This is a genomic window from Pseudomonas sp. OE 28.3, assembly GCF_014268205.2.
GTDB lineage: Bacteria > Pseudomonadota > Gammaproteobacteria > Pseudomonadales > Pseudomonadaceae > Aquipseudomonas > Aquipseudomonas edaphica.
In genome coordinates, this window is record NZ_CP077082.1 from 3,725,108 (window position 1) to 3,749,502 (window position 24,395).

Annotated in this window: 18 protein-coding genes; 13 read left to right on the forward strand and 5 right to left on the reverse strand. The window is 59.6% G+C overall.

The window, feature by feature from the left end; all coding sequences use genetic code 11:
• Positions 1-745 precede the first annotated feature (745 nt).
• From HU759_RS16685 to HU759_RS16695, 3 genes are all read right to left on the reverse strand, one after another.
• On the reverse strand, positions 746-2,392 hold the full coding sequence (locus HU759_RS16685; protein ID WP_186618420.1) for a SulP family inorganic anion transporter: 1,647 nt from the start codon (positions 2,390-2,392) through the stop codon (positions 746-748).
• The gene (locus HU759_RS16690; RefSeq protein WP_017136633.1) at positions 2,382-2,999 is read right to left on the reverse strand and encodes a ParB-like protein; all 618 of its coding nucleotides are present in this window, start codon (positions 2,997-2,999) and stop codon (positions 2,382-2,384) included. The genes HU759_RS16685 and HU759_RS16690 overlap by 11 nt, the downstream gene beginning before the upstream one ends.
• A gap of 125 nt (positions 3,000-3,124) precedes the next feature.
• Positions 3,125-4,402, reverse strand: coding sequence for a serine/threonine transporter (locus HU759_RS16695; protein WP_170039592.1), 1,278 nt, complete (start codon positions 4,400-4,402; stop codon positions 3,125-3,127).
• A 415-nt stretch (positions 4,403-4,817) separates the two neighbouring features.
• Between HU759_RS16695 and HU759_RS16700 the strand changes: the two genes are divergently transcribed.
• The 7 genes from HU759_RS16700 (at position 4,818) to HU759_RS16730 (ending at position 11,620) form a co-directional block, all read left to right on the forward strand.
• On the forward strand, positions 4,818-5,318 hold the full coding sequence (locus HU759_RS16700; protein ID WP_170039595.1) for a DUF4822 domain-containing protein: 501 nt from the start codon (positions 4,818-4,820) through the stop codon (positions 5,316-5,318).
• A 57-nt stretch (positions 5,319-5,375) separates the two neighbouring features.
• Positions 5,376-5,822 (forward strand): hypothetical protein, encoded by a 447-nt coding sequence (locus tag HU759_RS16705; RefSeq protein ID WP_138453228.1) that lies wholly within the window; start codon positions 5,376-5,378, stop codon positions 5,820-5,822.
• 255 nt (positions 5,823-6,077) lie between these two features.
• Positions 6,078-6,602 carry a cysteine hydrolase family protein gene (locus tag HU759_RS16710; protein WP_170039598.1) on the forward strand — a complete coding sequence of 175 codons (525 nt, stop codon included), beginning with the start codon at positions 6,078-6,080 and terminating at the stop codon, positions 6,600-6,602.
• A gap of 96 nt (positions 6,603-6,698) precedes the next feature.
• The gene (locus tag HU759_RS16715; protein WP_170039601.1) at positions 6,699-7,649 is read left to right on the forward strand and encodes a 2-hydroxyacid dehydrogenase; all 951 of its coding nucleotides are present in this window, start codon (positions 6,699-6,701) and stop codon (positions 7,647-7,649) included.
• A gap of 90 nt (positions 7,650-7,739) precedes the next feature.
• Positions 7,740-9,632 (forward strand): pilus assembly protein TadG-related protein, encoded by a 1,893-nt coding sequence (locus HU759_RS16720; RefSeq protein ID WP_099549330.1) that lies wholly within the window; start codon positions 7,740-7,742, stop codon positions 9,630-9,632.
• A 130-nt stretch (positions 9,633-9,762) separates the two neighbouring features.
• Positions 9,763-10,830, forward strand: a complete 1,068-nt coding sequence (locus HU759_RS16725; protein WP_170039607.1) for a phosphotransferase family protein — start codon at positions 9,763-9,765, stop codon at positions 10,828-10,830.
• A 22-nt stretch (positions 10,831-10,852) separates the two neighbouring features.
• Positions 10,853-11,620 carry an SDR family oxidoreductase gene (locus HU759_RS16730; RefSeq protein ID WP_170039609.1) on the forward strand — a complete coding sequence of 256 codons (768 nt, stop codon included), beginning with the start codon at positions 10,853-10,855 and terminating at the stop codon, positions 11,618-11,620.
• Positions 11,621-11,763: 143 nt separating this feature from the next.
• Here the strand turns inward: HU759_RS16730 and HU759_RS16735 are convergent, their stop codons facing one another.
• Entirely contained in the window at positions 11,764-12,393 is a 630-nt protein-coding gene (locus tag HU759_RS16735; protein ID WP_170039612.1) for a DNA-3-methyladenine glycosylase I, read from the reverse strand.
• A gap of 217 nt (positions 12,394-12,610) precedes the next feature.
• On the opposite strand from HU759_RS16735, the gene HU759_RS16740 reads away from it, so the two are divergent.
• The 3 genes from HU759_RS16740 (at position 12,611) to HU759_RS16750 (ending at position 15,426) form a co-directional block, all read left to right on the forward strand.
• A complete protein-coding gene (locus HU759_RS16740) occupies positions 12,611-13,936 on the forward strand; it encodes a C4-dicarboxylate transporter DctA (RefSeq protein ID WP_169986452.1) in 1,326 nt (441 codons plus the stop codon).
• Positions 13,937-14,020: 84 nt separating this feature from the next.
• Positions 14,021-14,722 carry a FadR/GntR family transcriptional regulator gene (locus HU759_RS16745; protein WP_017136644.1) on the forward strand — a complete coding sequence of 234 codons (702 nt, stop codon included), beginning with the start codon at positions 14,021-14,023 and terminating at the stop codon, positions 14,720-14,722.
• A gap of 17 nt (positions 14,723-14,739) precedes the next feature.
• Positions 14,740-15,426, forward strand: coding sequence for a GntR family transcriptional regulator (locus HU759_RS16750; RefSeq protein WP_170039615.1), 687 nt, complete (start codon positions 14,740-14,742; stop codon positions 15,424-15,426).
• A 195-nt stretch (positions 15,427-15,621) separates the two neighbouring features.
• Here the strand turns inward: HU759_RS16750 and HU759_RS16755 are convergent, their stop codons facing one another.
• Positions 15,622-20,490, reverse strand: a complete 4,869-nt coding sequence (locus HU759_RS16755) for an NAD-glutamate dehydrogenase (RefSeq protein ID WP_017136646.1) — start codon at positions 20,488-20,490, stop codon at positions 15,622-15,624.
• A 470-nt stretch (positions 20,491-20,960) separates the two neighbouring features.
• Between HU759_RS16755 and HU759_RS16760 the strand changes: the two genes are divergently transcribed.
• The 3 genes from HU759_RS16760 (at position 20,961) to HU759_RS16770 (ending at position 24,395) form a co-directional block, all read left to right on the forward strand.
• Positions 20,961-22,679, forward strand: a complete 1,719-nt coding sequence (locus HU759_RS16760; protein WP_170039618.1) for a DUF6543 domain-containing protein — start codon at positions 20,961-20,963, stop codon at positions 22,677-22,679.
• A 126-nt stretch (positions 22,680-22,805) separates the two neighbouring features.
• On the forward strand, positions 22,806-23,156 hold the full coding sequence (locus HU759_RS16765; RefSeq protein ID WP_017136648.1) for a hypothetical protein: 351 nt from the start codon (positions 22,806-22,808) through the stop codon (positions 23,154-23,156).
• Positions 23,157-23,435: 279 nt separating this feature from the next.
• On the forward strand, positions 23,436-24,395 hold the full coding sequence (locus HU759_RS16770) for a MoxR family ATPase (RefSeq protein WP_003174327.1): 960 nt from the start codon (positions 23,436-23,438) through the stop codon (positions 24,393-24,395).

The following is a 24,395-nucleotide window of genomic DNA, read 5'->3' on the forward strand; positions in this document are numbered from 1 at the left end:
GGAATGCCGGCCCAGCCAAAAGTAACCAAAAGGTTTGTGCCTCACCACTCGGTGCCTCGCCTAGGCTCGGCATGCCCGCACTCCGGCCATCGTGGTTAACGGGGCGCCTCAGATCAAAATCAAGATCAAGATCTACAGCACGGCGGCCTGAAAGCCGACCTGAGTGGTTAGATCAAAAGCGAAAAGCGGATTTACATACACTGAGGATCTGCTTTTCTGTGGGAGCTGGCTTGCCTGCGATGCAGACACCTCGGTACATCAGGCACACCGAGTTGATGCTATCGCAGGCAAGCCAACTCCCACAGTTGACCGAGTATGGCTCTGCTGTTGCTGTTGCTCTGGCCCTTACATCATTTTCGCTGGCGAAGTCAGCGGTCTTTTGATCTGCGCTTTTGATCTTGATCTGAAATCGCCCCGTCAAACACGATGGCCGGAATCTGACAGTGATTTGGGGGGTAAACCGGCAGGGATGCCGGTTTAGCCGCGCTGGGCCAAGGATGGCCCATCGCGGCGCCCCCCCAAATCACTGGCGGATTGCGGGCATGCCGAGCCTAAGCGAGGCACCGAGTGTTGGGGCGAAGACTTTTTGGTTACTTTTGTCTGGGCCGGCATTCCGGTCTTTACAAAAGTGACCCGCTGTAAGAGCGGAACCAATAGAAGCCGTTACCGCAGCAACGGATATGTACACCACCAACAACCCGCCATCGCAGGCAAGCCAGCTCCCACATTTTTTGATCATTGGCACTCACTGCCTGGCGTGCAACGCCAACTGCACTGCACCATCAACACTCAAGGCACTCAGCAAAACCTGTGGCGCAACGGCTTCGGGCAAGGCTTGCAGCACTTCCATCGCCGCATGCCGCACCCGCGCCAGTACCAGCCGCTTGCCCTCCCCGTGCACCTGCGCAAAAAACGCCGCCAGCGCCTCGATACTGGTGCCGTCAAGGTCGGGCGATTCTTCCAGGCTCAACACCACCGCCTCGACCGGCGACTGACGCATCAAGCGCAACGCCGCGCCCAGGATGCGTTCGGCATTGGCGAAAAACAGCGCCTCACTGGGCCGCACAATCAGCAAGCCAGGCACCTGCACCGCATCCGCATGGTGTTGACGGTCAACAAAGTCATGACTGTCGCCCAGGCGCCCCAGCACTTGAATATCCGCCGAAGACATCTGGCGCAGCATCAACACTACGCTGATCGCCACCGCCACCAGCAAGCCATCCAGCACGCCCAGCACAAGCACTGCCGCCACAGCGCAGATCACCAGCAACCGGTCGCGGCGCCACAGGAAGTAACGGCCCAGGGGTTGCAGGCTCAAGCCACGGCCCAGCGCGTAGATGACGATGGCTGCCAGCACCGGCTCCGGCGTTAACGCCACATACGGCAGCACCGTCAACACGATCACCAGCACCACCAGCGCCGCAACGATGCCCGCCAGGCGCGAACCGGCGCCGGCAGCCTCATTCGCCGACGTGGCCGAATAGCCCGCGCCGGCGGGCATGCCGTGGAACAACCCGGACACCAGGTTCGCCGCGCCCAGCGCCAACAGATCGCGATTGGATGAAACCCGGTCGCCATGTTTAAGTGCGAACGAACTGATAGAGCCGTAGGACTCCGCATACAGGATCATGACCAAGGCAAACGCCAACTCGCCCAGGCGCAACCAATCCGCGAACGGCAGCACGGGAAAGTGCCCCAGCTCCAGGCGCAGATCAATCATGCCGATCAAGGCCACGCCATGGGCCTGCAAGCCCAGGTACTGCCCGGCAACAATCCCCAGGACCACCACCAGCAAGCCGCCCGGCAAGCGCGGGATTCGCGCGCACAGCCATAACACCGCCAATGCTGCCGCTGCGACCAGCGCCGCCGGCCAGTTCCAGTGCGCTAATTGCTCCAGTAACTGCGGCAGGAAGCGGATCAGGTTGTTATCGGTCAGGTGTACGCCCACCACACTGGCCAGTTGCTTGAGGATGATGGTCAACGCCAGGCCGAAGGCAAAACCGCGCAACACCGGCTTGGCGATAAACGACGTCACACCGCCCAGCTTGAACAAACCGGCCAACACAAACAGCACGCCGGTGATCAGCACCAGCCCGAAGGCCAGGGACAGTCTCAGCGCCGGATCATCCCCGGCCAGGCTGGCGGTAGCTGCCGCCAATACCGCCGCAGAAGAGGAAGTGGCCGAGACAATTGCAAAACGGCTGGTGCCCAACAGGCCGTAGCACACCAGCCCGGCAAACAAGGCGATCACACCGGCCTGCGGCGGCAACGCAGCGATGCTGGAATACGCCACAGCCTCCGGCAGCAGTAACCCGGCGATGGACAACCCGGCCAGGATGTCCTGGGTACGATTGGGGGGTACGGCAACGGGCGTAACGGTTTCAGTTTTCAATCGGCCCAACCCATCCTGGCAAATAACGAGCTTCCTGGCTGCGCGCCAGAGTCATGGCCTTGCCCAACAATTTGGCATTTGGCTGGCTGACAACATCGCTGCCGATACGGCTGCGAAAGAAGTCCGCCCACAAAAACTCGCTGAACGGTGTTGCGTCCTTGGCGTAACCGCCGGCGGTACGCAGCAGGCCGGCAAGGCTGCGGTAAGGGTCGTCCTGCAGGTCGGTTATCTTGCGGGGAATGGCCTCATAGGTACGCCGCAAACCGCGCGCGTCGTAGGGGTGGACCCATTGATTGAATGCCATGACATTCCAGAAGGTGCTGCGCTCCACGAAAGACAGGTCCTTGAGCATCAGCAGCGACACACTCTTGACCTCTTCCAGAATCAAAGCCATACCGAAGTGGTGATGGTCGGTGATGTAGTAGCGCTCGTCCGGCCCCAGCACACAAGGGAACCAGTGCTTGTCGAGGGCGGCGGCGCGCTCCTTGCGCTTGAGTTTGGTCCAGGCGTCGCGCTTGGCAGCGACTTCCGCCATGCCGACCGTCAATTGTGTAGGGTGCAGTTTTTCCAGCTTGCCTGTGACCAATTGCGGGCGGGGCCGAGCCATGGGTATCTCCAAAGGGAACCAACACGTCGACAGCTTAGCCCTCATTGGCATGGGGATTTTTTCGGACACAAAAAAAAGCCGATTCACGCAGTGCGCGAATCGGCTTTGTTACCCGGCGTCTGTCATCAGGACAACAGCGAGTAAACCAACGCAGTAATCGCGACCAGGCCCACCGCAGTGACAAACACATTGGATGCTTGCCCACGGTACTTGGCCATGGCCGGCACCTTGCGGATCGCGTACATCGGCATCAGGAACAGGATCGACGCGATGATCGGGCCGCCCAGCGTTTCAATCATGCCGAGAATGCTCGGGTTGAGCGTGGCGACCAGCCAGCACACTACCAGCATGAACGCGGCGGTCATGCGGTCCAGGGACTTGGCAGCCGGACGACGCCCGGTTTTCAATACCAGCCCCTTGAGGCCTTCACTGGCACCGATGTAGTGGCCCAGGAACGACTTGGCAATCGCCACGAACGCAATCAACGGCGCGGCGAAGGCGATGGTCGGGTTGTCGAAGTGGTTGGCCAGGTACGACAGGATCGACAGGTTCTGCGCTTTTGCTTCGGCCAGCTGTGCCGGCGACAGCGTCAGCACGCAGCTGAACACGAAGAACAGCACCATTACCACCATCAACAGGTGCGCGCGGCACAGGATCTGCGAGCTGCGCTCATCGGCATTGGCGCCGTACTGGCGCTTCTGATCAACCGCGAAGGCCGAGATGATCGGCGAATGGTTGAACGAGAACACCATCACCGGAATCGCCAGCCACAGGGTATTGAGCAGCGCGGACGGCGCCGGGACTTCGCTGGCAGTGCTGAGGATGCCGCCGGTCCAGTGCGGGATGAGGTACACCGCCAGGAACAGCAAGGCGACGATGAACGGATACACCATCAGGCTCATGGCCTTGACGATCACTTGCTCGCCGCAACGCACCACGGCCAGCAAGCCGAGGATCAGCACAAAGGCCAGGATCGCCCGTGGCGGCGGCATGATGTGCAGTTGGTGTTCCATGAAACTGCTGACGGTGTTGGTCAGGGCCACACTGTAGATCAGCAGGATCGGGAAGATGGCGAAGAAGTACAGCAAGGTGATCAGTGCACCGGCCTTGAGGCCGAAATGCTCTTCAACCACGTCGGTGATGTCAGAGCCGGCACGGCCGGACAGCACGAAGCGCGTCAGGCCACGGTGAGCGAAGAACGTCATCGGGAACGCCAGCAATGCCAGGATCACCAGGGGCCAGAAGCCGCCCAGGCCGGCGTTGATCGGCAAAAACAAAGTACCGGCGCCAATGGCGGTGCCGAACAGGCCGAGCATCCAGGTGGTGTCCTGGCGGCTCCAGCTTGTGAGGGTTGCAGGTGTCGTTGCATAGCGTTCGTCGACGCTATTGGCCTGATCATTCATCCGGTCGGATCTCCGCATTTACACGGCCGGGGCGAGTCAGAAAAACCTGACAGGCAGCGCCTCGACCATAGAAGGGGCCGGATTGTCCGGGATTCTCTCGAATAAGCAAAGACTTAGCTGAGGAATGGTTGAGCGGCGCAGCAATTCAAGGAGGGTGGCGGACGGCAGCTTTCGTGGGCTGCGAAAGGTTATGGCGTTGCCAAAAATCCGTCAAAAGAAGCAACTTCCAAGAAGTATCCGACATTTAAAGCAGACACAGCCTACATCTAAATAATATTTCCACTGAGATAGACCATTAACTATTACAAGACCATACATAACCATTGAGCCGCCGCCAGAGCACACACTAAGATCGCCGCGTCCCTCGCACAAACATCATGCCGCGCTCTTAGCCAGCAGCCTCAGGAATTCAAGAATGAAAACACTCAGTATTGTATTAACTGGTCTGTGTCTTATCGGCCTATTTAAATCCAGCGAAAGTTACGCAACGCCAACCGTGCCTGAACGGGATATCCAGGCGCTGGCCTCTTCCCCACAATGGTTGACCACCAAAGTCTATATCGAGGGTGCCCCGGATAAGGATGTCAAGGCCAACTACCCCGGTGTGGTGGGCATTTCAATGTGGGACCCACAGCGCAACCGTTATGAGTTCTTCTATGCTGACACCGGGCTTTCAAAATACGCCGATGGCGGTGGCGGCTACTTCCTCGTCACAGGCGACCAAAATACCCATATTCTGGTGCCCGATGTGGGACCGATCAAAACCGTGGTCAGGCGACTGGAAAAACTGGATAAGAACGAGTTCACCTACTCGCGCGAAGTACCTCGCGACATGATTGCCAACAACCCTCCTGTTCGAATCTATGTCGTCCATGCGCCTTATATCGGCCCGATAAAAACTGCGCTGTCGAACTAGTCAGCCCTCACGCCTGACGCTACGCCGCTTGAATTAATAGACTGCAAGGTGCCCAAGATGAAGCCATGTAACGCCCTCACATCATTGTTAATACCTGTGCTGTTGACTGTTGCTCTGTTGCCCGCAGCAGCCACTGCCAACACCGCCGCTCCCTCCAGCGTAAGCACTGTGGCGGCCACAGCTGATAACGCCGTCATGTTAACGGTGTTTCTCAAACATGATCAGTCGCGGCCCTTGAGCGAGTTGAAGACACAATTGGCGAAGCAAGCCTTTCACAAGGTATTTCCTCCTGCCGGGGTTGAAGTGGTCAGTTGGAATGTCACCATGGGCATCGGACAGATCGTCGTGCTACGCCTGCCGGCTTCGCGCCTGGTAGAGGTCAATCTGGCGATAGAGCGCACTGCCTGGGGTGCCTACACAACAGAATTCTATCCTACCTACGATTTCAGGCCGATCGCGCAAGCAGAGCAAATCCAGGCGCAGCAGGCGGATTCTGCCCAATAATGGCAGTGTGGCGGCGGCCCTTTGAGGAAGCTATGGCAGCGCCGTTGACAGCCACGCGCCCGCCCCAGCATGATCGAGCCATGAATCTCATTCAGCGCCGCCTCACCCGCACCACCACCACGACCGCTTATGGCGGGTCGGGCGGTGGCTGTGGGTGCGAAAGCTAAAAACATCCCGAAACACCCCAAGGCCCCGCCAGCAATGGACGGGGCCTTTTTCTTGCCCCGCCCGCTGGCCACTGCAAGGAGCAAGACCATGGCTAACGCCCTGTTGATCATCGATATGCAAACCGGTTTATACGACGGGCCGCAACAGCCCTTCGAGCGTGAGCGCGTGCTGGGCACCATCAACCAGCTTATCCAGCGCGCACGCAGGGCCAACGTGGCTATCTTCGTCGCTCGCCACACCGGCCCGGCAGGTTCGCCGATCGAAGCTGGCAGCCCGTTATGGCAACTGTGGCAAGGCCTCAACGTCGACGACGTTCACGATCACCTGTTCAACAAAACCCGCCCCAGCTGCTTCCTGGGCACTGACCTGGCGCAACAACTGGCGGCGGCACAGGTCGATGAATTGGTGGTGGTCGGCATGAAAACCCAGTTTTGCATCGACACCACGTGCCGAGTAGCGGCCGAGCTTGGGTTTTCGGTGATACTGCCCGAGGACGCTCATACTTGCATGGACACCCCGACCTTGCCGGCCAAGGCGATCATCGAGCATCACAATGCGACCTTGGCGGGGGCGTTTGTGAAGCGGGTGAAAGCTCAGGATGTTGAGTTCTAGAACTGCCTGTGCGGGATTTTTTCTGACCGAACAAATCGTTCCGTCTTACAAATCCCGCATACTCCTCCTATCAAACCCTTCAGGAAGAGCCTTCCGATGTCCACCACTGTTCTGGTCCTGGTTGAAACCATCAACGAATACCTGCAAATCATCGAGAGTAACGACTTCCATGTGATTCTGGCGCCGACACCGGCCGAGCGTGCCCAGGCGATCAAGGCCCACGGCGCGCAGATCAAGGCGGTACTCACCCGTGGCCCGCTGGGGTTGTATGCCGAGGAAATCGCGGCGCTGCCGTTGCTCGAGATTATCTGCGTGATCGGCGCCGGCTATGAACACGTGGACCTGCAAGCGGCGAGCAATCGCGGGATCGTGGTAACCAACGGCGCCGGCGTAAACGCGCCGTCAGTGGCTGACCACGCCATGGCGTTGCTGTTGGCACTGGTGCGTGGCATTCCCCAGACTGACGCGGCGGTGCGGCGCAGCGAATGGCCCAAAGTGATGCGCCCTTCCCTGGGCGGCAAGCAACTGGGCATTCTCGGTCTCGGCGCAGTGGGCATGGAGATTGCCAAACGTGCCGCCCTCGGCTTTGGCATGGAAGTGAGTTACCACAACCGCCAGCCCCGCGACGATGTGGACTACACCTATTGCGCAACCGCCGTGGAGCTGGCGCGCACCTCGGACTTCCTGATCCTGGCCACGCCGGGCGGGGCCAGCACCCGCCACCTGATTGATCGCCATGCCCTGGATGCGCTGGGGCCGAACGGTTACCTGGTGAACATCGGACGCGGCAGCGTGGTGGTGACTGCGGACTTGGTGGCTGCGCTGGAGCAACGGCGTATCGGCGGTGCCGCGCTGGATGTGTTCGACGATGAACCGAAAGTGCCCGACGCCCTCAAGCGGCTGAGCAATACCGTGCTCACCTCCCATGTCGCCGGCCTGTCGCCGGAAGCGGCCCACGACACCGTGCAACGCGTGGCCGATAACCTGGTGGAATATTTCGCCGGCCGCCCAGTGCTGACACCGGTTACCCTGCCGCCGCGCAACTAGTAGCGATTAGCCAGCGCCGACGCAAAACCTGACTACACTGCTTGCGGGGATGCTCAGGACGTCGGTGCAGGACCGGCGAAGGAACGCACAATGATTGGCCATGGACTCGGCCCGGCCCGCCAACGCGGCGCCATCGGCCTGATAGGCGCGGTAACCCTTGGTATTGCGCTGCTGTTTCTGCTGCTGGTGGTCGACAGCGGTCGCCTGTACCTGGAGAAGCGCAAATTGCAGCGTGTGGCCGATACGGCTGCGCTGGAAGCGGTGAGCCGCAGCGGCACATGCGCGGCGCCCGCTAACAATGCCGCACAATTTGCGACCGAAAGCGCCGCACGCAACAACTTTAGCCTTGACGACAATCGCACGCTGGCGACCGCCTGCGGCACCCTGGCCACCGGCGCAGATTTTATGCGCACGTTCAGCGCCGACCCGAGCAAAACCGATGCCATCCGGGTGATTGCTACCCATCGCGTGCACACCAGCCTTGCCCATGGCTTGCTCACGCTGTTCTCGGGCCAGCCCGTCAACCTGACAACGCTGCTCAGCGCCACCGCCGTCGCCGCCGCCCCCACCCCAACGGTTGCCCAGCTCACGGTTCGCAGCACCTTGTTAACGGTGGACAGCACCCAGTCTGTCGCCCTCAACGCCTTGATCGGCGGCCTGCTGGGCGGCAAGTTGCAGTTGGACGCAGTCGGCTGGAATGGGCTGCTCAATACCGATATCAGCTTGCTCAAGTACCTGGATGCGCTGGCCATCCAATTGAAAGTCAGCGCCGGTAACTACGACCAACTGCTCAAGACCGACGCCACTGTAGGCCAACTGATCCAGGCGGCCATTGATGTGCTCAAGCTGGGCGGTGACGCGGTCAAAGTGGTGATCAACAACCTGGAAGCCATCAAGCTGATTGCGCCGGGCACGCAGATCCTGCACCTGGGCGACCTGATCAATATCCAGAACGGCACCGACAAAAGTGCGCTGGATGTGAACCTGCAACTGTTCAACCTGATCCAGGGCTTTGTGCAGCTGTCGAACAAGGCCAGCGCAGTTGCCGTGGAGCTGCCGGTGGATGTGCTGGGCCTGCTCGGCGTGACCGTGTCGACCAAAGTGATCGAGCCCGGGCAGGTTTCCAGCATCGGCAACCCCAAGGATATCGCCAAGCAGCCCATTTATGTGCGCACCGCCCAGGTGCGCACTTTGATTTCGGTAAAACTGCCGATCGTCACGCTGGTGAATAACCTGCTGGGTGGCACGGTGCAAGCGCTCAGTGACCTGCTGGGCGGCCTGTTTGGCTTACTCGATCCCAATTGTTGCCTGGTCGCCAGCCTGGAAATCGGCGACACCCTCGACATCGCCCTGGAAGCCGCTGGCGGCAGCGCTATGGTCACTGGCTACAGTTGCGACAGCGGCAAAAAGTCGTTGTCGGTACTCGGCGAAACCTCGGCATTGCGCGCGATGATTGGCCAGGTTGACCCCAAGAATCTGTACTCGTCCACAGAAAAACTCAAGGTAGACGAGTACCCGGTGGTGGATATCGGCACTAAAACCTGCAAGCGCGGCACCGGCGTGTGTAGCGACAGGCAGGCCTTTGCGGCGGGCGGCCTGGGCATCCGAATCGACAGCGACGTGTTGAAAACCCAGCGTGCGCACACCTACACCGAGCCGCCCGCTATCAACCAGCAACCGCTCTATTACGCATTCGCCAGCTCGAACGCGGTCAGCAGCCTCAAGCAAACACTCACCGGCATCCAACTGATCAACCACCCGCCCAAAATGGCCAGCCTGTTGGGCGCCGTGTTGGGCCTGGTCACGGGCGTGGTCAACGGCTTGCTCACCACCCTGGGCGGCTTGATTGCCGGGCTGCTCGGCCCGCTGCTCGACCCCATCGTCAACAACCTGCTCGCCGGCCTGGGCATCGACCTGGCAAAAGTCGAAATCGGTGCCAATTTGTCGTGCAACCCCGGTGGCCGGGCCATGCTGGTCATTTGAGCACATCAGGCCCGCTGATCATCGTCCAACACGCTAACCTATTAAGCCGCCCCGACCTTGTCGCTGGGCGGCGGTGCGCATTAGATTAGCCAATAGTCCAAGGCCTTTAGAATAAGCAGAAGGGATAAGCATGGCGCTTAACGACCAATCGACCCAGATTCGCCCCGGCGAAGAACTTGATGCCAGCCTCATCGATCCCTACCTCAAGGCGCATATTCCGGGCCTTGCCGGCACGGTCAAGATCAGCCAGTTCCCCGGTGGCGCATCCAACCTGACTTACCTGCTGGAATACCCTGGCCAGGAATTCGTGCTGCGCCGCCCGCCATTTGGCCACAAAGCCAAGTCCGCCCACGACATGGGCCGCGAATACCGCATTCTCAATCAGCTCAAGGACGGCTTCCCGTATTGCCCCAAAGCCTATGTGCACTGCCTTGACGAGTCGGTGATCGGCGCCGAGTTCTATGTGATGGAGCGCGTCAACGGCATCATCCTGCGCTCTGACCTGCCGGCCGAACTGGGCCTGGACGCGGCCAAGACCGAGGCGCTGTGCAAGAGCTTTATCGATAAATTCGTCGAACTGCACCAGGTCGACTACGCTGCCTGCGGCCTGGCCGACCTGGGCAAGCCCGAAGGTTATGTAGCACGCCAGATCCGCGGTTGGAGCGACCGCTACGAAAAAGCCCTGACGCCCGACGCACCCAGCTGGGAAACCGTGCGCGCGTGGCTCAACGACAAGATGCCGGCCGACCACCCGACCTCCAGCATCGTGCACAACGACTACCGTTTCGACAACGTGATCCTCGACCCGCACAACCCAATGCAGATCATCGGCGTGCTGGACTGGGAACTCACCACGTTGGGCGACCCGCTGATGGACTTGGGCAACACCCTCGCCTACTGGATCGAAGCCGCTGACCCTGCGCCCGTGCAACTGATGCGCCGCCAGCCCAGTAACGCGCCGGGCATGCTGACTCGTCGCCAATTCGTCGACTATTACGCCGAGCGCTCCGGCATCCAGATCGATAATTTCGACTTCTACTACACCTACGGCCTGTTCCGCCTGGCCGGCATTGTGCAGCAGATCTACTACCGCTTTTTTCACGGCCAGACCCAGGACAAACGCTTTGCGCAGTTCATCCATATGAACAAGCTGCTGGAGCAAATGAGCCTGAATGTCATCGCTAAATCAGCCCTCTGACTACAAGAGCAAGGAACCCAGCATGTCCAAGACCCACCTGTTCGACCTCGACGGCAAGATCGCTTTCGTTTCCGGCGCCAGCCGTGGCATCGGTGAAGCCATCGCCAAGCTCCTGGCCCAGCAAGGCGCCCATGTGATCGTCTCCAGCCGCAAGCTCGAAGGCTGCCAGCACGTGGCCGACGCGATCATCGCCGCGGGCGGCAAAGCCACCGCCGTGGCCTGTCATATCGGCGAAATGGAGCAGATTACCCAAGTGTTCGCCGGTATCCGCGAACAGTTTGGGCGCCTGGATATCCTGGTTAACAACGCTGCAACCAACCCGCAATTCTGCAACGTACTGGACACCGACCTGGGCGCCTTCCAGAAGACCGTTGACGTGAACATCCGCGGTTACTTCTTCATGTCGGTGGAAGCCGGCAAGCTGATGCGCGACAACGGCGGCGGCAGCATCATCAACGTGGCCTCGATCAACGGCATCTCCCCGGGCGTGTTCCAGGGCATCTACTCGGTGACCAAGGCCGCCGTGATCAACATGACCAAAGTGTTTGCCAAGGAATGCGCGGCGTTCGGCATCCGTTGCAACGCCTTGCTGCCGGGCCTGACCGACACCAAGTTCGCCTCGGCGCTGGTCAAGAACGACTCGATCCTGAAGGTGGCCCTGGCGCAGATCCCGCTCAAGCGCGTAGCCGACCCGAGCGAGATGGCCGGTGCGGTGCTGTTCCTGGCCAGTGATGCGTCCAGCTACACCACCGGTGTGTCGCTGAATGTGGACGGTGGCTTCCTGTCCTGACCTGACCTTCCAGGCACCGCAAAATCCCTGGGGTAGCAAGCTTACTGTGGCGAGCAAGCTTGCTTGCGCTGGGGTGCGAAGCGCCCCCAAAAATCGGGAGACTGCTGCACAGTCCAACGGGAGCAAGCTCCCTCGCCATACACTCAAGGGCGCTTGAACTGTTGGCGTAGCGCCTCTATGCGCGGGCGGCAAACGCAGCCCTCCAAGTGATCATTGACCATCCCCATCGCCTGCATCAGCGCGTACATCGTGGTGGGGCCAACAAAAGTCCAGCCGCGCTTCTTCAAGGCTTTGGACAAACGCAGCGACGCCGGTGACGTCGGGTTGCCGGTCCAGTAAGCCATGTCCACCACCGCCGGGCGTTCCTCTGGCGTGGGTTCAAACGCCCACAACCAGCGCGCCAGCGAACCGGTTTCGTCCACCAACTCACAGGCCCGGCGTGCGTTATTGATGGTCGAGACGATCTTCGCGCGGTTGCGCACGATGCCTGGGTCGTTCATCAGCCGCTCAATGTCGGCCTCGCCGTATTGCGCAACGCGGCGAAAATCAAACCCTTCGAACGCCGCCCGAAACTGCTCGCGCTTACGCAAAATGGTGATCCACGCCATGCCCGCCTGGAAACCTTCCAGGCAAATTTTCTCGTACAGCTGGGTATCGTCTGCCACCGGTACGCCCCACTCGTGGTCGTGGTAACGCGGATATTCAGGTGCGGCAGTGCGCCAGGTGCAGTGCGTCAGCCCTGCTGCGTCGGTGGTCAGCCCGGGTCTATCCATGTGTCACCTCGCCAATCAAGGCGCGGATGATAAGCGAAAAAAAATATTACCTGCCAACCGCTCAAGCATCACCCTTACCGACCAACTGGTCAGACCGGGACCTGACAACCGTCGAATATTTACTTGTGATTTGAAAAAAACCCAGCGTAGACTGGCCGCGCACTGGACATACCGGTAAGACCACAACAATTAAGCCCTGGAACCACCAGGGCACCGAATAGAGATCCCTCCCATGCTCAGATGGTGCTCGCGTTCGATTTTCCTGCAAGTCGTGATTGGCCTGATGTTAGGCGTTATCTGCGGCCTGGCCCTTCCCGAATTCTCCTCACAACTCAAACCCCTGGGTGACGGCTTTATCAAGCTGATCAAAATGCTGATTGGCCTGATCGTATTCTGCGTGGTGGTCAGCGGGATCTCCGGCGCCGGCGACCTGAAGAAGGTCGGACGCATTGGCTTGAAGTCAGTGATCTACTTCGAAGTGCTGACCACCGTCGCCCTGGTGATCGGCCTGATCATGGCCTTCAGCACGGGTATCGGCCAAGGCGCCAATATTCACTTGGAGCAACTGTCGTCCGCCGGTCTCAATGAGCTGGCCGACAAGGGCCAGCACATTCGCGGCACCAGCCAGTTCCTGATGGACCTGATCCCCAATTCGGTGATCGGCGCCTTTGCCGACAACAATGTGCTGCAAGTGCTGCTGTTTTCGGTGCTGTTCGGCAGCGCGCTGAACCTGGTGGGCGAAGCCGCTTCCGGCATCTCGCGGCTGATCAACGAGCTGAGCCATGTGATCTTTCGCATCATGGGCATGATTGTGCGTCTGGCGCCGATCGGTGTATTCGGCGCCATCGCCTTTACCACCAGTACCTACGGCCTGGATTCGCTGCAACACCTGGGCAGCCTGGTGGGTTTGTTCTACCTGACCTGCTTTGCTTTTGTCGGGCTGGTGCTGGGCCTGGTGATGCGTTTGTCCGGCCTGCGCATGCTGCCGCTGCTCAAGTACCTGCGCGAAGAGCTGCTGATCGTGATGGGCACCGCCTCCTCCGACGCGGTATTGCCGCAGATCATGCGTAAACTCGAGCACTTGGGCATTGGCAGCTCCACCGTCGGCCTGGTGATTCCGACCGGTTATTCGTTCAACCTCGACGGTTTCTCGATCTACCTGACCCTGGCCATCGTATTTATCGCCAATGCCACCGGGACACCGCTGTCGATGACTGATTTGCTGACCATCCTGCTGGTGTCGTTGATCACCTCCAAAGGTGCCCACGGCATTCCGGGCTCGGCGCTGGTGATTTTGGCGGCCACGCTGACCGCGATCCCGGCAATTCCGGTGGTGGGGCTGGTGCTGGTGTTGGCGGTGGACTGGTTCATGGGCATCGGCCGCGCGCTGACTAACCTGATCGGCAACTGTGTCGCTACCGTGGCCATTGCCCGTTGGGAAAAAGACATTGATATCCAGCGCGCCAACAAGGTGCTCGATGGCGAGCAAGGGTATGCCTTCCAGGCCAAGAAGCCGGTGCTGCCGGCGCATCAGGAATTCTAGCAATACGATCCAACTGTGGGAGCTGGCTTGTCGGGTCCCACATGGAATCGCGACCCTATTGGCAACATCCAAGGAGACGTAGACGTGATCAGCACTTCAACCGTCGTCAACTCAGTCGTAGAAAAACTGCGCGCCGCACTCAAGCGGGGCCAGTGGCGCCAGGGCGACATGCTCCCCGGCCAGCGTGAACTGGCCGAGCAGATGGGCATCAGCCGCCCGAGCCTGCGCGAAGCCGTGATCGTGCTGGAAACCCTGGGCCTGGTGCGCTCGATGCCCGGCAAAGGCGTGGTCGTGCTGGAAACCAGCGTCAGCGAGCCACAGTCCAGCGATGCCGTGGCCGACGCCAGCCTCGAAGATATCCTGCAACTGCGCTACACCCTCGAACCCTTCATTGTCGGCCTGGTGGCCCAGTCCATCAGCAGCAAGGAAGTCGGCCAATTGCGCCTGACCTTGATGGACATGCGCGAAGCCCTGGATGCCGGCGACGCCGAAGCGGGCATGAACGCCTACATCGGCTTTCACGAAGAGCTGTTCGCGCTGACGTCCAACCCGATCTTCCAGAACGTGGTGCAACAAACCAGCAACGCCCTCAAGCAAAGCGCCCAGGTACTGCGCAATTCACCCGAGCACTTGGCCGAACGCCTGCAGGAAAACGACGCCGTGGTGCGCGCCATCCGCAACAAGAACAGCGCCCTGGCCAGCGCCGAAATGCGCCGACATATCCTCCAGGAAGGCCTGCGCATGGGCATTCGTTTGAATATCCCGGACGACCATCTGGGCAGCTGATTTTTTGGAGACCGACCATGAGCGCCCCCGCCCTGCAACGCAATGCCGTCCTCCCTGCCCTGCGCCTGGTTGGCGGTAAAAAACTTTCGGTGGATGACATCTACCCACGCCTGTTCGATGCCATCCTCGAACAACGCATCGCCCCGGCCAGCCGTTTTACCGAAGAGAGCCTGGGCGAAACCTTTGGTGTGAGCCGCAGTGTGATTCGCCGTGTGCTGGCCAAGCTGTCCCATCAGCAAGTGATCATCCTGCGCCCCAACCAGCGTGCCCAGGTGGCGGCGCCGGATGCGCAGCAGGCGCGTCAGATTCTGGAGGCGCGGCGGATGACCGAGATCACCGTGGTGCAGTTGGCCTGCGCCCAAGCGACCACCCCGCAGATACGCCAGCTGCGCGAGTTGATTGCACGGGAGCGCGACTGCATCGTACGCGACCAGCGTGGGCCAGCGATTCGATTATCGGGGGAGTTTCATCTTCAATTGGCGCAGATGGCAGGCAACGCACCGTTGGCGCAATTCCTCAACAGCCTGGTGCCGTTGACGTCATTGATCATTGCGCAATATGAGGCGAAAGCCTGCACCTACTGCGCCTGGCAGGAGCATCTGGGGATTGTCGATGCGGTGGAGCAACGCGATTCAAGTGGCGCCGTGACCCTGATGACTCAGCACCTGGATCATCTGGAAAGCAAATTACTCAAACACCACTGAGTCCAAGTGGATGAACATCAAACTGTGGGAGCTGGCTTGCCTGTGATAGCGGTGGGTCAGCAGCCTTCCTGTTACTGAAAGACCGCTATCGCAGGCAAGCCAGCTCCCACATTGGGTGTGTGGGGTTTGATGAATGTGGCGCCAACAAAAAGCCCCCGCATCTTACGATACGGGGGCTTTTGTTTTACCGAGGGATCAAGCCGGTTGCAGCACCGACTGACCGCTCAACGCCAGGTCGAGCAACTCACGGTTGGCGACCGCATACATGGCGTAGTCCGTGCCGACTGCTGCACGGATTTCGACCATCATTGCGCGCCAGCGATCGGCCATGTCCTGGTGCTGCTCAAGCCACAGGGCCACGCGGGCTTCCATGTCTTGTGGCGCGTCGGCCATTTGCAGTACCGAGATGGTGATCGCCCGTTGCTGCCAGTCCACATCGTCGCGGAACGCTTCGCGGGCCTGGGCCTGCCAGTTGTTGGCCACCGGCAGATCGCTGATCTGCTGCAGGTACCACGGCAGGTCCAGCGCGCTGCCGACGGCGAAGTAGGCCTTGGCCACTTCGGCGGCGTCATGCCCGGTCACGTCGGCGGCTTCGATAATCGGCAGCAAGGTGTACAGGTGAGTCGTGCCTGCAACCATGCGCGCCAACAATTCCGGTACGCCGGCTTCGGTATAGGCCTGGTAGCGGTTCTGCCAGCCTTCGCGGGTCGGGCCTTCCAGCAATTCGTCGAGCTTGAGGCCCAACGCCGCCAGGTGCGGACCGAAGTGCGCGGTGTCGCGGCCAGCGTCCTGCTCGTTGCGACGGCTGCGCAGGAACCAGCGCGTGGCACGACGGCCCAGGCGCATCAGCTCATCCATCAGCTCCAGTTGCACGTCGGCGGACACCTGGTGGTCCAGGGCTTCGATCTGACGGAACCAGTGCGGGAGGTGGAAGATGTCACGCACGATCACGTAAGCACCGGCCACGTTCGCCGGGCTCATGCCGGTCGACTCTTTGAGTCGTTGAACGAAGGTAATGCCCATGTGGTTGACCAGGTCGTTGGCGATCTGGGTGCTGACGATTTCGCGCTTGAGGCGGTGACGGCGCATGGCTTCGCCGAACTTGGCCACCAGGCTCGGTGGGAACGCGGTCTCCATGTCACGGGTCAGGTAGTCGTCATCCGGCACCAGCGACTTGAGCAGGGCTTCCTTGAGGTCGATCTTGCTGTAGGAGATCAACACCGACAGCTCAGGACGGGTCAAACCCTTACCGGTGGAGGCACGCTCCACAAGCTGCTCTTCGGTCGGCAGGTACTCGATGGCGCGGTCCAGCTTGCCACGGCCTTCCAGGTCGCTCATCAGGCGCTTGTACTCGGCAGCACGCTCGTAAGCCTTGCGCGCGGCCAGGGACAACGCCTGGGTCTGCTTGTAGTTGTTGCCCAACACCAGGTTGCCGACTTCGTCGGTCATGCTCGCCAGCAGCTGGTTTCGCTGCTTGTCGGTCATGTCACCGGCCTGCACCACTTCGTTGAGCAGGATCTTGATGTTCACTTCGTGGTCGGAGCAGTCCACACCACCGGCGTTGTCGATGAAGTCAGTGTTGGAGCCGCCGCCATTGAGGCCGAATTCCACACGGCCCAATTGGGTCATGCCGAGGTTACCGCCCTCGCCCACTACTTTGCAGCGCAGCTCATTGCCATTGACGCGCAACGCGTCGTTGGCCTTGTCGCCCACGTCGGCGTGGCTTTCAGTGCTGGCCTTGACGTAAGTGCCGATACCGCCGTTCCACAACAGGTCCACCGGCGCCTTGAGCAAGGCGTTGAGCAGTTCGGTCGGGGTCAGCTTGTCGGCCTGGATGTCGAAGCGTTCTTTCATCTGTGGCGAAATAGCGATGCTTTTGGCACTGCGCGAGAAGATCCCGCCGCCTTCGGACATGATGCTGGTGTCGTAGTCGGTCCACGCCGAACGCGGCAGCTCAAACATGCGCTGGCGCTCGACGAAGCTGGTCGCCGGGTTCGGGTTCGGGTCAATGAAGATATGCAGGTGGTTGAAGGCCGCGACCAGTTGCAGCTTGTCGGACATCAGCAAGCCGTTACCGAACACGTCACCGGCCATGTCGCCGACGCCCACCACGGTGATGCTGTCTTCCTGCACGTTGATGCCGCGCTCACGGAAGTGACGCTGTACACCGACCCACGCGCCCTTGGCGGTGATGCCCATTTTCTTGTGGTCGTAACCTGCCGAACCACCGGAAGCGAACGCATCGCCCAGCCAGAAGCCGTAGTCGATGGCAATGCCGTTGGCGATGTCGGAGAAGGTCGCAGTGCCCTTGTCCGCCGCGACGACCAGGTACGGGTCATCGTCGTCATGGCGCACGACGTTGACCGGTGGCACCAGGGCGCCGTCCTTGAGGTTGTCGGTAATGTCCAACAGGCCGGAAATGAAGATGCGGTAGCAGGCGATGCCCTCGGCCGCGATCTCGTCACGGGTGCCGCCCAATGGCAGGCGACGCGGCAGGAAGCCGCCCTTCGCGCCCACCGGCACGATGACCGAGTTCTTGACCTGCTGGGCTTTTACCAGGCCGAGCACTTCGGTACGGAAGTCTTCTTCACGGTCGGACCAGCGCAGGCCGCCGCGCGCAACGTTACCAAAGCGCAGGTGCACGCCCTCAACGCGCGGCGAGTACACGAAGATTTCAAACTTCGGCACCGGCTTGGGCAGCTCAGGAATCGCACGCGGGTCGAACTTGAAGCTGAAGTACGACTTGTTCTGGCCGTTGGCGTCGGTCTGGTAGAAGTTGGTGCGCAGGGTGGCCTTGATCAGGTCCAGGTAGCGACGCAGGATGCGGTCTTCGTTAAGCACCTGAACATCGTCCAGGGCCGTGAGAATCGCTTGTTCCAGGCGTTGCTGCTTGTCTTCGAGGTCATCGGCGGTGAGCTTGCGCGCCAGGTAGAAGCGGGTCTTGAACAACCGGGTCAACTCGCGAGCGATGTCGGTGTGGTTGTTCAGGGTGCTGGCGATGTAACCCAGGTCGAAGCCCAGGCGGATCTGCTTGAGGTAACGCGCGTAAGCACGCAGCAGCGCCACGTCGCGCCAAGGCAGGCCGGCGGTAAGTACCAGACGGTTGAACGCATCGTTTTCGGCATCGCCATGCACGATGTGCACGAACGCGTCCTGCAGGGTGTCGTTGAGCTGCTGGATATCCAGGTTCACGCCTTCGGCGGCAATGAACGCAAAATCATGGATCCAGAACTCACGGCCATTGGCGTGACGCAGGCGGTACGGGAACTCGCCCAGCACGCGCAGGCCGAGGTTTTCCAGGATCGGCAGCACGTCGGACAGCGCCAGTGGCGTGTCGGCGTGGTAGAGCTTGCAATGCAGCTCACGCTGGCCGGAGACCTGGCCCAGCGGCTGATAGAAGCTCATGACCAACGGGTTGGCTTCGGTCAGGCTGTTGAGGTGCTGCATATCGACCACAGCCGAATGCGCAGCAAAACGCTCGCGGTAACCTGCCGGGAAGCCTTTCGGGAAATCCGCCAGCACGTTGGTGCCCTGGGCTTCGCCGAAGCTTTCCACCACCAGGCTGGCGTAGTCGTCCTGCCAGCTGCGGCAGGCCTGCACCACTTCTTTTTCCAGCTGAAGCGGGTCGATGTCCAGGCGGTTCTTCGGGTCAACCCGCAGAATCAACTGCACACGGGCCAGTACGGATTCGGAGAAGAAGGTCCAGAATTCGCAGTCCGAGGCTTTCAGGCGATCCATCAGCACTTGCTGGATCTTCTGGCGCACTTCGGTGGAATAGATGTCGCGCGGCACGTAGGCCAGGCAGTAGCAGAAACGACCGTACGGGTCTTTGCGCAGGAACACGCGAATCTTGTTGCGCTCCTGGATCTGCACGATCGACATCACGGTGTTGAACAGCTCGTCGACCGGGGTCTGGAACAGGTCATCACGCGGCAAGACTTCAACCACCTGGGCCAGCTCTTTGCCCAGGTGTGCCTTGGCCTGGAAGCCCGAGCGGCGCTCGATTTCCGCGACTTTACGGCGGATGTAAGGGATCACTCGCACGCTTTCGCCGTACACCGACGAGGTGTAGAGGCCCATGAAGCGGTGTTCCTTGATCACCTTGCCGTCGGCGCTGATCTCACGGATCGACACATAGTCCGGGTACGCCGGACGGTGCACGCGGCTTGGGTGCGCGGCCTTGGCGAACGACAGCACGGTCGGTTCACGCAGGTAAGCCACGGCGTAGTCTTCGATGCGCGTGTCTTCGGCGGTGAGGCCGGCACGCAGCAATTTGGTCAGACCGAGGAAGGAGCCGGTGTCATATTCGATATGACCGCCGTCCGCCTCGTCACGTACCACAAACTCTTCATAGCCAAGGAAGGTGAAGTGGTTGCCCACCAGCCATTCCAGGAAGCTCTTGATCTCGGCTTTTTCTTCGCCGTCGATGCTGAACTGGCTCGCGTCGATACCGGCCAGCAGGTCCTGGACCTTGGCTTTCATCGGTTCGAAATCGGCCACGGCCACGCGCACTTCGCCCAGCACTTGCTCAAGCTCTTTGCTCAGCACGTTGAGTTCGGCGGCATTGGCGCAACGGTCGATTTCCAGGTACATCAGCGATTCTTGCAGAATGCCTTCGCCCTGGGTGCCTTTGGGCAGGATTTCCAGCAACTCGCCTTTTTTGCCGCGACGCACGCTGAGCACGGTGGTTTGCAGGGTGTGGATGCTGTAGCCACGGCGATTCAGCTCGGTGCGTACCGAGTCGACCAGAAATGGCAGGTCATGGTGCAGTACTTCGACCGCGGTGTGGGTCGACTGCCAGCCATGACGTTCGTAATCGGGGTTGTAGACCCGCACTTGCGGTTGGGTGTGATCAAAGCGCTCAAGCAGGCGCCAGGCAGACAGGGTGCAACCGGCCAGGTCGGAAAGGCGACGTTGGGTCAGTTCGTCCAGGGAAATAATGCCGAAGAATTGCTCAGCGAACAGCGCCACTTGTGGCAGTGCCTGTTCACTGATGTGCTGCGCCAGTGCCGCTTGCAGTTGATGCTGGAAGTCGGACTTGCTGGCTGCGGTGAAGAACGCCATCTGTGGTACTCCGCTTGGGCTTGTTATTGATGGAAGCGTCGCGTGTTATCCCCTTGCGGGGAGACCGTCAGCTCTGTTCGTCAATAACCTTATAACGAATCGAGGTGACAGGTGGGTGAAGCTGCGCAAGGCGATCAGGTCACATCGGATGCGCCGTTTGGCAAGTGACGGTACGACGGGCAGGTCAACGGCCTGACGGTGGCGCATCCACTGCGCAGCTTAACGAGTGTAGGAAGACGGTTGCTTTCCGTACGGCGACATATTCGGTCAAGCGCAGGCAGCGCTGAACATTCTCTAGCGCCCTGCACCTGGGCGAGTAGGACGATAGTTTTTTTCTGTGTAGGCCATAGGCATTTTGAATGGAGTGAATACAGCTCATTCGACCAATTAAAACTGACTCGATGCACACAGCATCGATTGCGCAAACACACCACGGACGGCCCACTGATTAATTGAAGTGAGCGTTTAGTATGACCAGCATAACTGCAACTGTAAGTCAGGGTATTATCAGTGCCTCGACGAATGTACCGAATGGCGTTCCCACTTACCCAACACCGCGCCAAGCCCATAATAAGCCTCCCCTCCCTGAATTAAACTGGGATCGCCCGGAGTTGAAGTGGGGCGAGCAGACCGTACGGCCAGAACAACCTGCCGTGCAACACGATAGCTGGCCAGCCTCTTATTTTTCCGAGCCATTAAAAAGAAACAACGCGCTCGACAGGTATGCAGCCGACAAGTACAAACCCTTCATGTCCGCCACTCAACATACCTCAGAACATGTGGCAGCCCAGATTAAACAAAAGTGGGGGATCGACGCCGATCCGGAAAAAACCTTTCTGGTCACCTTTGCTTATGACAAAAACACCACGCCTCACAAGGCGGTCATTACACAAAAAATCTCCCTGGCGGATGCGGCATGCCTGAATATTCAACACACGCCACGGCCCAAGGGGATGACTGGAAAACAAGAGGCTCCCAAAGGGCAACCTACCGAACCCTTCGACATACAGCCTAATTCCCGCCACACGGAAAAGCCCAATTGGGACGGCACTTTCCCACGTCCACTCGTGGGCAATTTCAATACTTATTATCACGGTATTGTGACTGAGCCCTCGCCCGACGCACCCACTACTTACGGTGCGGGCCAGCATGTTCAGATCCCCCCGGCCGACTTCAAAAAAATGGTCTGGGACCATGCCTATAAAAAACCCTACGACCAGTACCTGAACTTCAAGTGGTCGCCTGAAACCCGTGAGTCCTATACCGCACTTGCCAAAATTAGCTACCTTAATGCTGCGCACGCGCAACATCATGAGCGCTCGCTGGACGAGGAAGGCCGAAAGATCGCCATGAGCCTCGTCGGTGTACCCGCCAACCAGACTTATCTGGATGCAGGGCTGGAAACACTGGTTAAACCGCACACGCCAGACGCAAGCCTGGAGACCAAATTTCTGAGTTTCAATGGCTTCCACTCCACTGACATTTTCTATACCAGAGACGTCAATACTCAGAAAACGCTTCTATACATTCCAGGCAATTCGTCCCCCATCCACTCGTTCGATTCGCCCCAAGCAATGAATAAATGGCTGGCTACCCAATTGATTGACGAAGATAAAGCCGCCGCTTTCAAAAAACATTTCTCCCCAAAAGATGCTTCGTCTTCATTATTTAAAAAAGGCTTCGATGCGCGATTGGAGCTGATTCGACAGCACATCAAAGAGCCAGGCGCTGTGGACTTCCTGGAACGGCAAGGCTTTTGGGAAGAGGGTGGCGTATTTGATGGCAAAAAGATCACGGACGACCCTTTCAGCGAGGTTCAAGAGCGCACAGAAAAAAGCATGAAAGCCAGTACCAACCAGGAGTTCGTGCTGAACACAGACCACAACAAGCAAACAATTCTTAAGGCAAAAAAATGGTTGGATGGAGCGCTTCTGCTTGCAACCCCCATTGGCTTGGCACTGCCCCCCGTGGGCATCTTGCTGACGGCGCTGAGTGTGGGCTCCGGATTGCTGGAAGTGGGCGTGGGCATTCACGACAACGCCAACGACCGCGCAAACGCCGATGACAGGATTACGTTCGGTGTATTCAATGCGCTCAAGCCAATACTGACTGCGGGGGCTGGCAAGGCTTCAGAGCCCATCACCGGGCCGATCAAAACAGTGTTAAAGGCCACTATTTTGGCGAAATAACCCACTGCAAGTGCGATACCAGTAGTGGCAGGGGCAGTCCCATCCACTTAAGAGCAGCGTAAACGTTTGTACGATGGCAAAATTAGCCGCCCGTCGTTCAAGTACGCTGCTTTTAGAGGACTGCCCATGCAACTGACCACTCCCCACCTGATCGCCACACCCTGTGACGAAGAAGAAGACAACATGGCCATGCTGTGCTGCCACGGCAATAATGGCGAAATGTTCATGCTCAGCCGTTACCCGGACGAAGATGAGGTTGAGCTGACCTGGGATTACGAACCGTCGACCCTGGATGGGCTGAAAGTGACCTTGAGTGACACCACGCTGGTGATTGAACTGGCGGCGGGTGATGCCGATGCACTGGGCGGCAAGGACCACTTGCGGATCAACCACACCACCGCCGCGTCGGATTTGGCTGAAGTTGAAGAAACCTTGCAGAACATCCTCAAGGGCACCGGCACCTTTAGCCGGATTTAGGCTGTTCCAAGGATCAAATGTGGGAGCTGGCTTGCCTGCGATGCAGGCACCTCGGTGTATCAGGTCACTCCAGTTGATGCCATCGCAGGCAAGCCAGCTCCCGCAGGGGCCGAGCGACCCTCAGTGGAATTTGTGCTTTCCACACAAAAATCCTACAAGTTTTGCTAAAAATACCCGCCGCGTCGTTAGTCGCTATACCCTGCGATGCATTAAAGTAGATGCCCCAGGCCCGGCGGTTTTTTTCGACGTTGGGGCTCATCTCTCCAGGAACCGTCATCGATGGAACATCGTGAAGCGCTGCTTGCGCTGCGAACCTTTCTTTCTACGCAGATTCTCGGCCAGGAAAAACTCATCGATCGCTTGCTGATCGCCCTGCTCGCCGACGGCCATATGCTGGTAGAAGGCGCACCGGGCCTGGCCAAGACCAAGGCCATCAAAGAGCTGGCCGAAGGCATTGAAGCGCAGTTCCATCGTATCCAGTTCACCCCCGACCTGTTGCCGGCCGACATCACCGGCACCGAGATCTATCGCCCGGAAACCGGCAGCTTCGTGTTCCAGCAAGGCCCGATCTTTCACAACCTGGTACTGGCGGACGAAATCAACCGCGCGCCAGCCAAGGTGCAGTCGGCATTGCTCGAAGCCATGGCCGAGCGCCAGGTCAGTGTGGGTCGCAGCACCTACGACCTGTCGCCGCTGTTTTTGGTCATGGCCACGCAAAACCCCATTGAGCAGGAAGGCACCTACCCGCTGCCCGAGGCCCAGCTCGATCGCTTCTTGATGCACGTCAAAATCGGTTTCCCGGACGCGGCGGTCGAACGACGCATCCTGCAGCAAGCCCGTGGCGAGGCGCTCAATGGCGAAACCAAGCCCGAGCGCCGCGTGAGCCAGCAGGCGATTTTTGCCGCGCGCAAGGAAATCCTCGGCCTGTACATGGCCGATGCGGTGGAGGAATACCTGGTGCAACTGGTCATGGCCACGCGCACCCCGGCCAAGTTCGACCCGGAGATGGCCGAGTGGATCGCCTATGGCGCCAGCCCGCGCGGCTCCATCGCCCTCGACCGCTGCGCCCGCGCCCATGCGTGGCTGGCCGGGCGCGACTTTGTCAGCCCGGAAGATATCCAGGCAGTACTGTTTGATGTGCTGCGTCACCGCATCATCCTGTCGTTCGAGGCCGAAGCGGCCGGCATTGACCAGGACCGCGTGGTGCAACGCATTCTCGACGTCGTTGCCGTCGCTTGA

Bases quoted from the DNA above. Each gene is read 5' to 3' on its own strand.
- HU759_RS16760 (WP_170039618.1), top strand. From the start codon at position 20,961: ATGACCAGCATAACTGCAACTGTAAGTCAGGGTATTATCAGTGCCTCG.
- HU759_RS16765 (WP_017136648.1), top strand. From the start codon at position 22,806: ATGCAACTGACCACTCCCCACCTGATCGCCACACCCTGTGACGAAGAA.
- HU759_RS16715 (WP_170039601.1), top strand. From the start codon at position 6,699: ATGTCCACCACTGTTCTGGTCCTGGTTGAAACCATCAACGAATACCTG.
- HU759_RS16750 (WP_170039615.1), top strand. From the start codon at position 14,740: ATGAGCGCCCCCGCCCTGCAACGCAATGCCGTCCTCCCTGCCCTGCGC.
- HU759_RS16710 (WP_170039598.1), top strand. From the start codon at position 6,078: ATGGCTAACGCCCTGTTGATCATCGATATGCAAACCGGTTTATACGAC.
- HU759_RS16690 (WP_017136633.1), bottom strand. From the start codon at position 2,999: ATGGCTCGGCCCCGCCCGCAATTGGTCACAGGCAAGCTGGAAAAACTG.
- HU759_RS16735 (WP_170039612.1), bottom strand. From the start codon at position 12,393: ATGGATAGACCCGGGCTGACCACCGACGCAGCAGGGCTGACGCACTGC.
- HU759_RS16755 (WP_017136646.1), bottom strand. From the start codon at position 20,490: ATGGCGTTCTTCACCGCAGCCAGCAAGTCCGACTTCCAGCATCAACTG.
- HU759_RS16700 (WP_170039595.1), top strand. From the start codon at position 4,818: ATGAAAACACTCAGTATTGTATTAACTGGTCTGTGTCTTATCGGCCTA.
- HU759_RS16730 (WP_170039609.1), top strand. From the start codon at position 10,853: ATGTCCAAGACCCACCTGTTCGACCTCGACGGCAAGATCGCTTTCGTT.
- HU759_RS16695 (WP_170039592.1), bottom strand. From the start codon at position 4,402: ATGAATGATCAGGCCAATAGCGTCGACGAACGCTATGCAACGACACCT.
- HU759_RS16770 (WP_003174327.1), top strand. From the start codon at position 23,436: ATGGAACATCGTGAAGCGCTGCTTGCGCTGCGAACCTTTCTTTCTACG.
- HU759_RS16705 (WP_138453228.1), top strand. From the start codon at position 5,376: ATGAAGCCATGTAACGCCCTCACATCATTGTTAATACCTGTGCTGTTG.
- HU759_RS16725 (WP_170039607.1), top strand. From the start codon at position 9,763: ATGGCGCTTAACGACCAATCGACCCAGATTCGCCCCGGCGAAGAACTT.
- HU759_RS16720 (WP_099549330.1), top strand. From the start codon at position 7,740: ATGATTGGCCATGGACTCGGCCCGGCCCGCCAACGCGGCGCCATCGGC.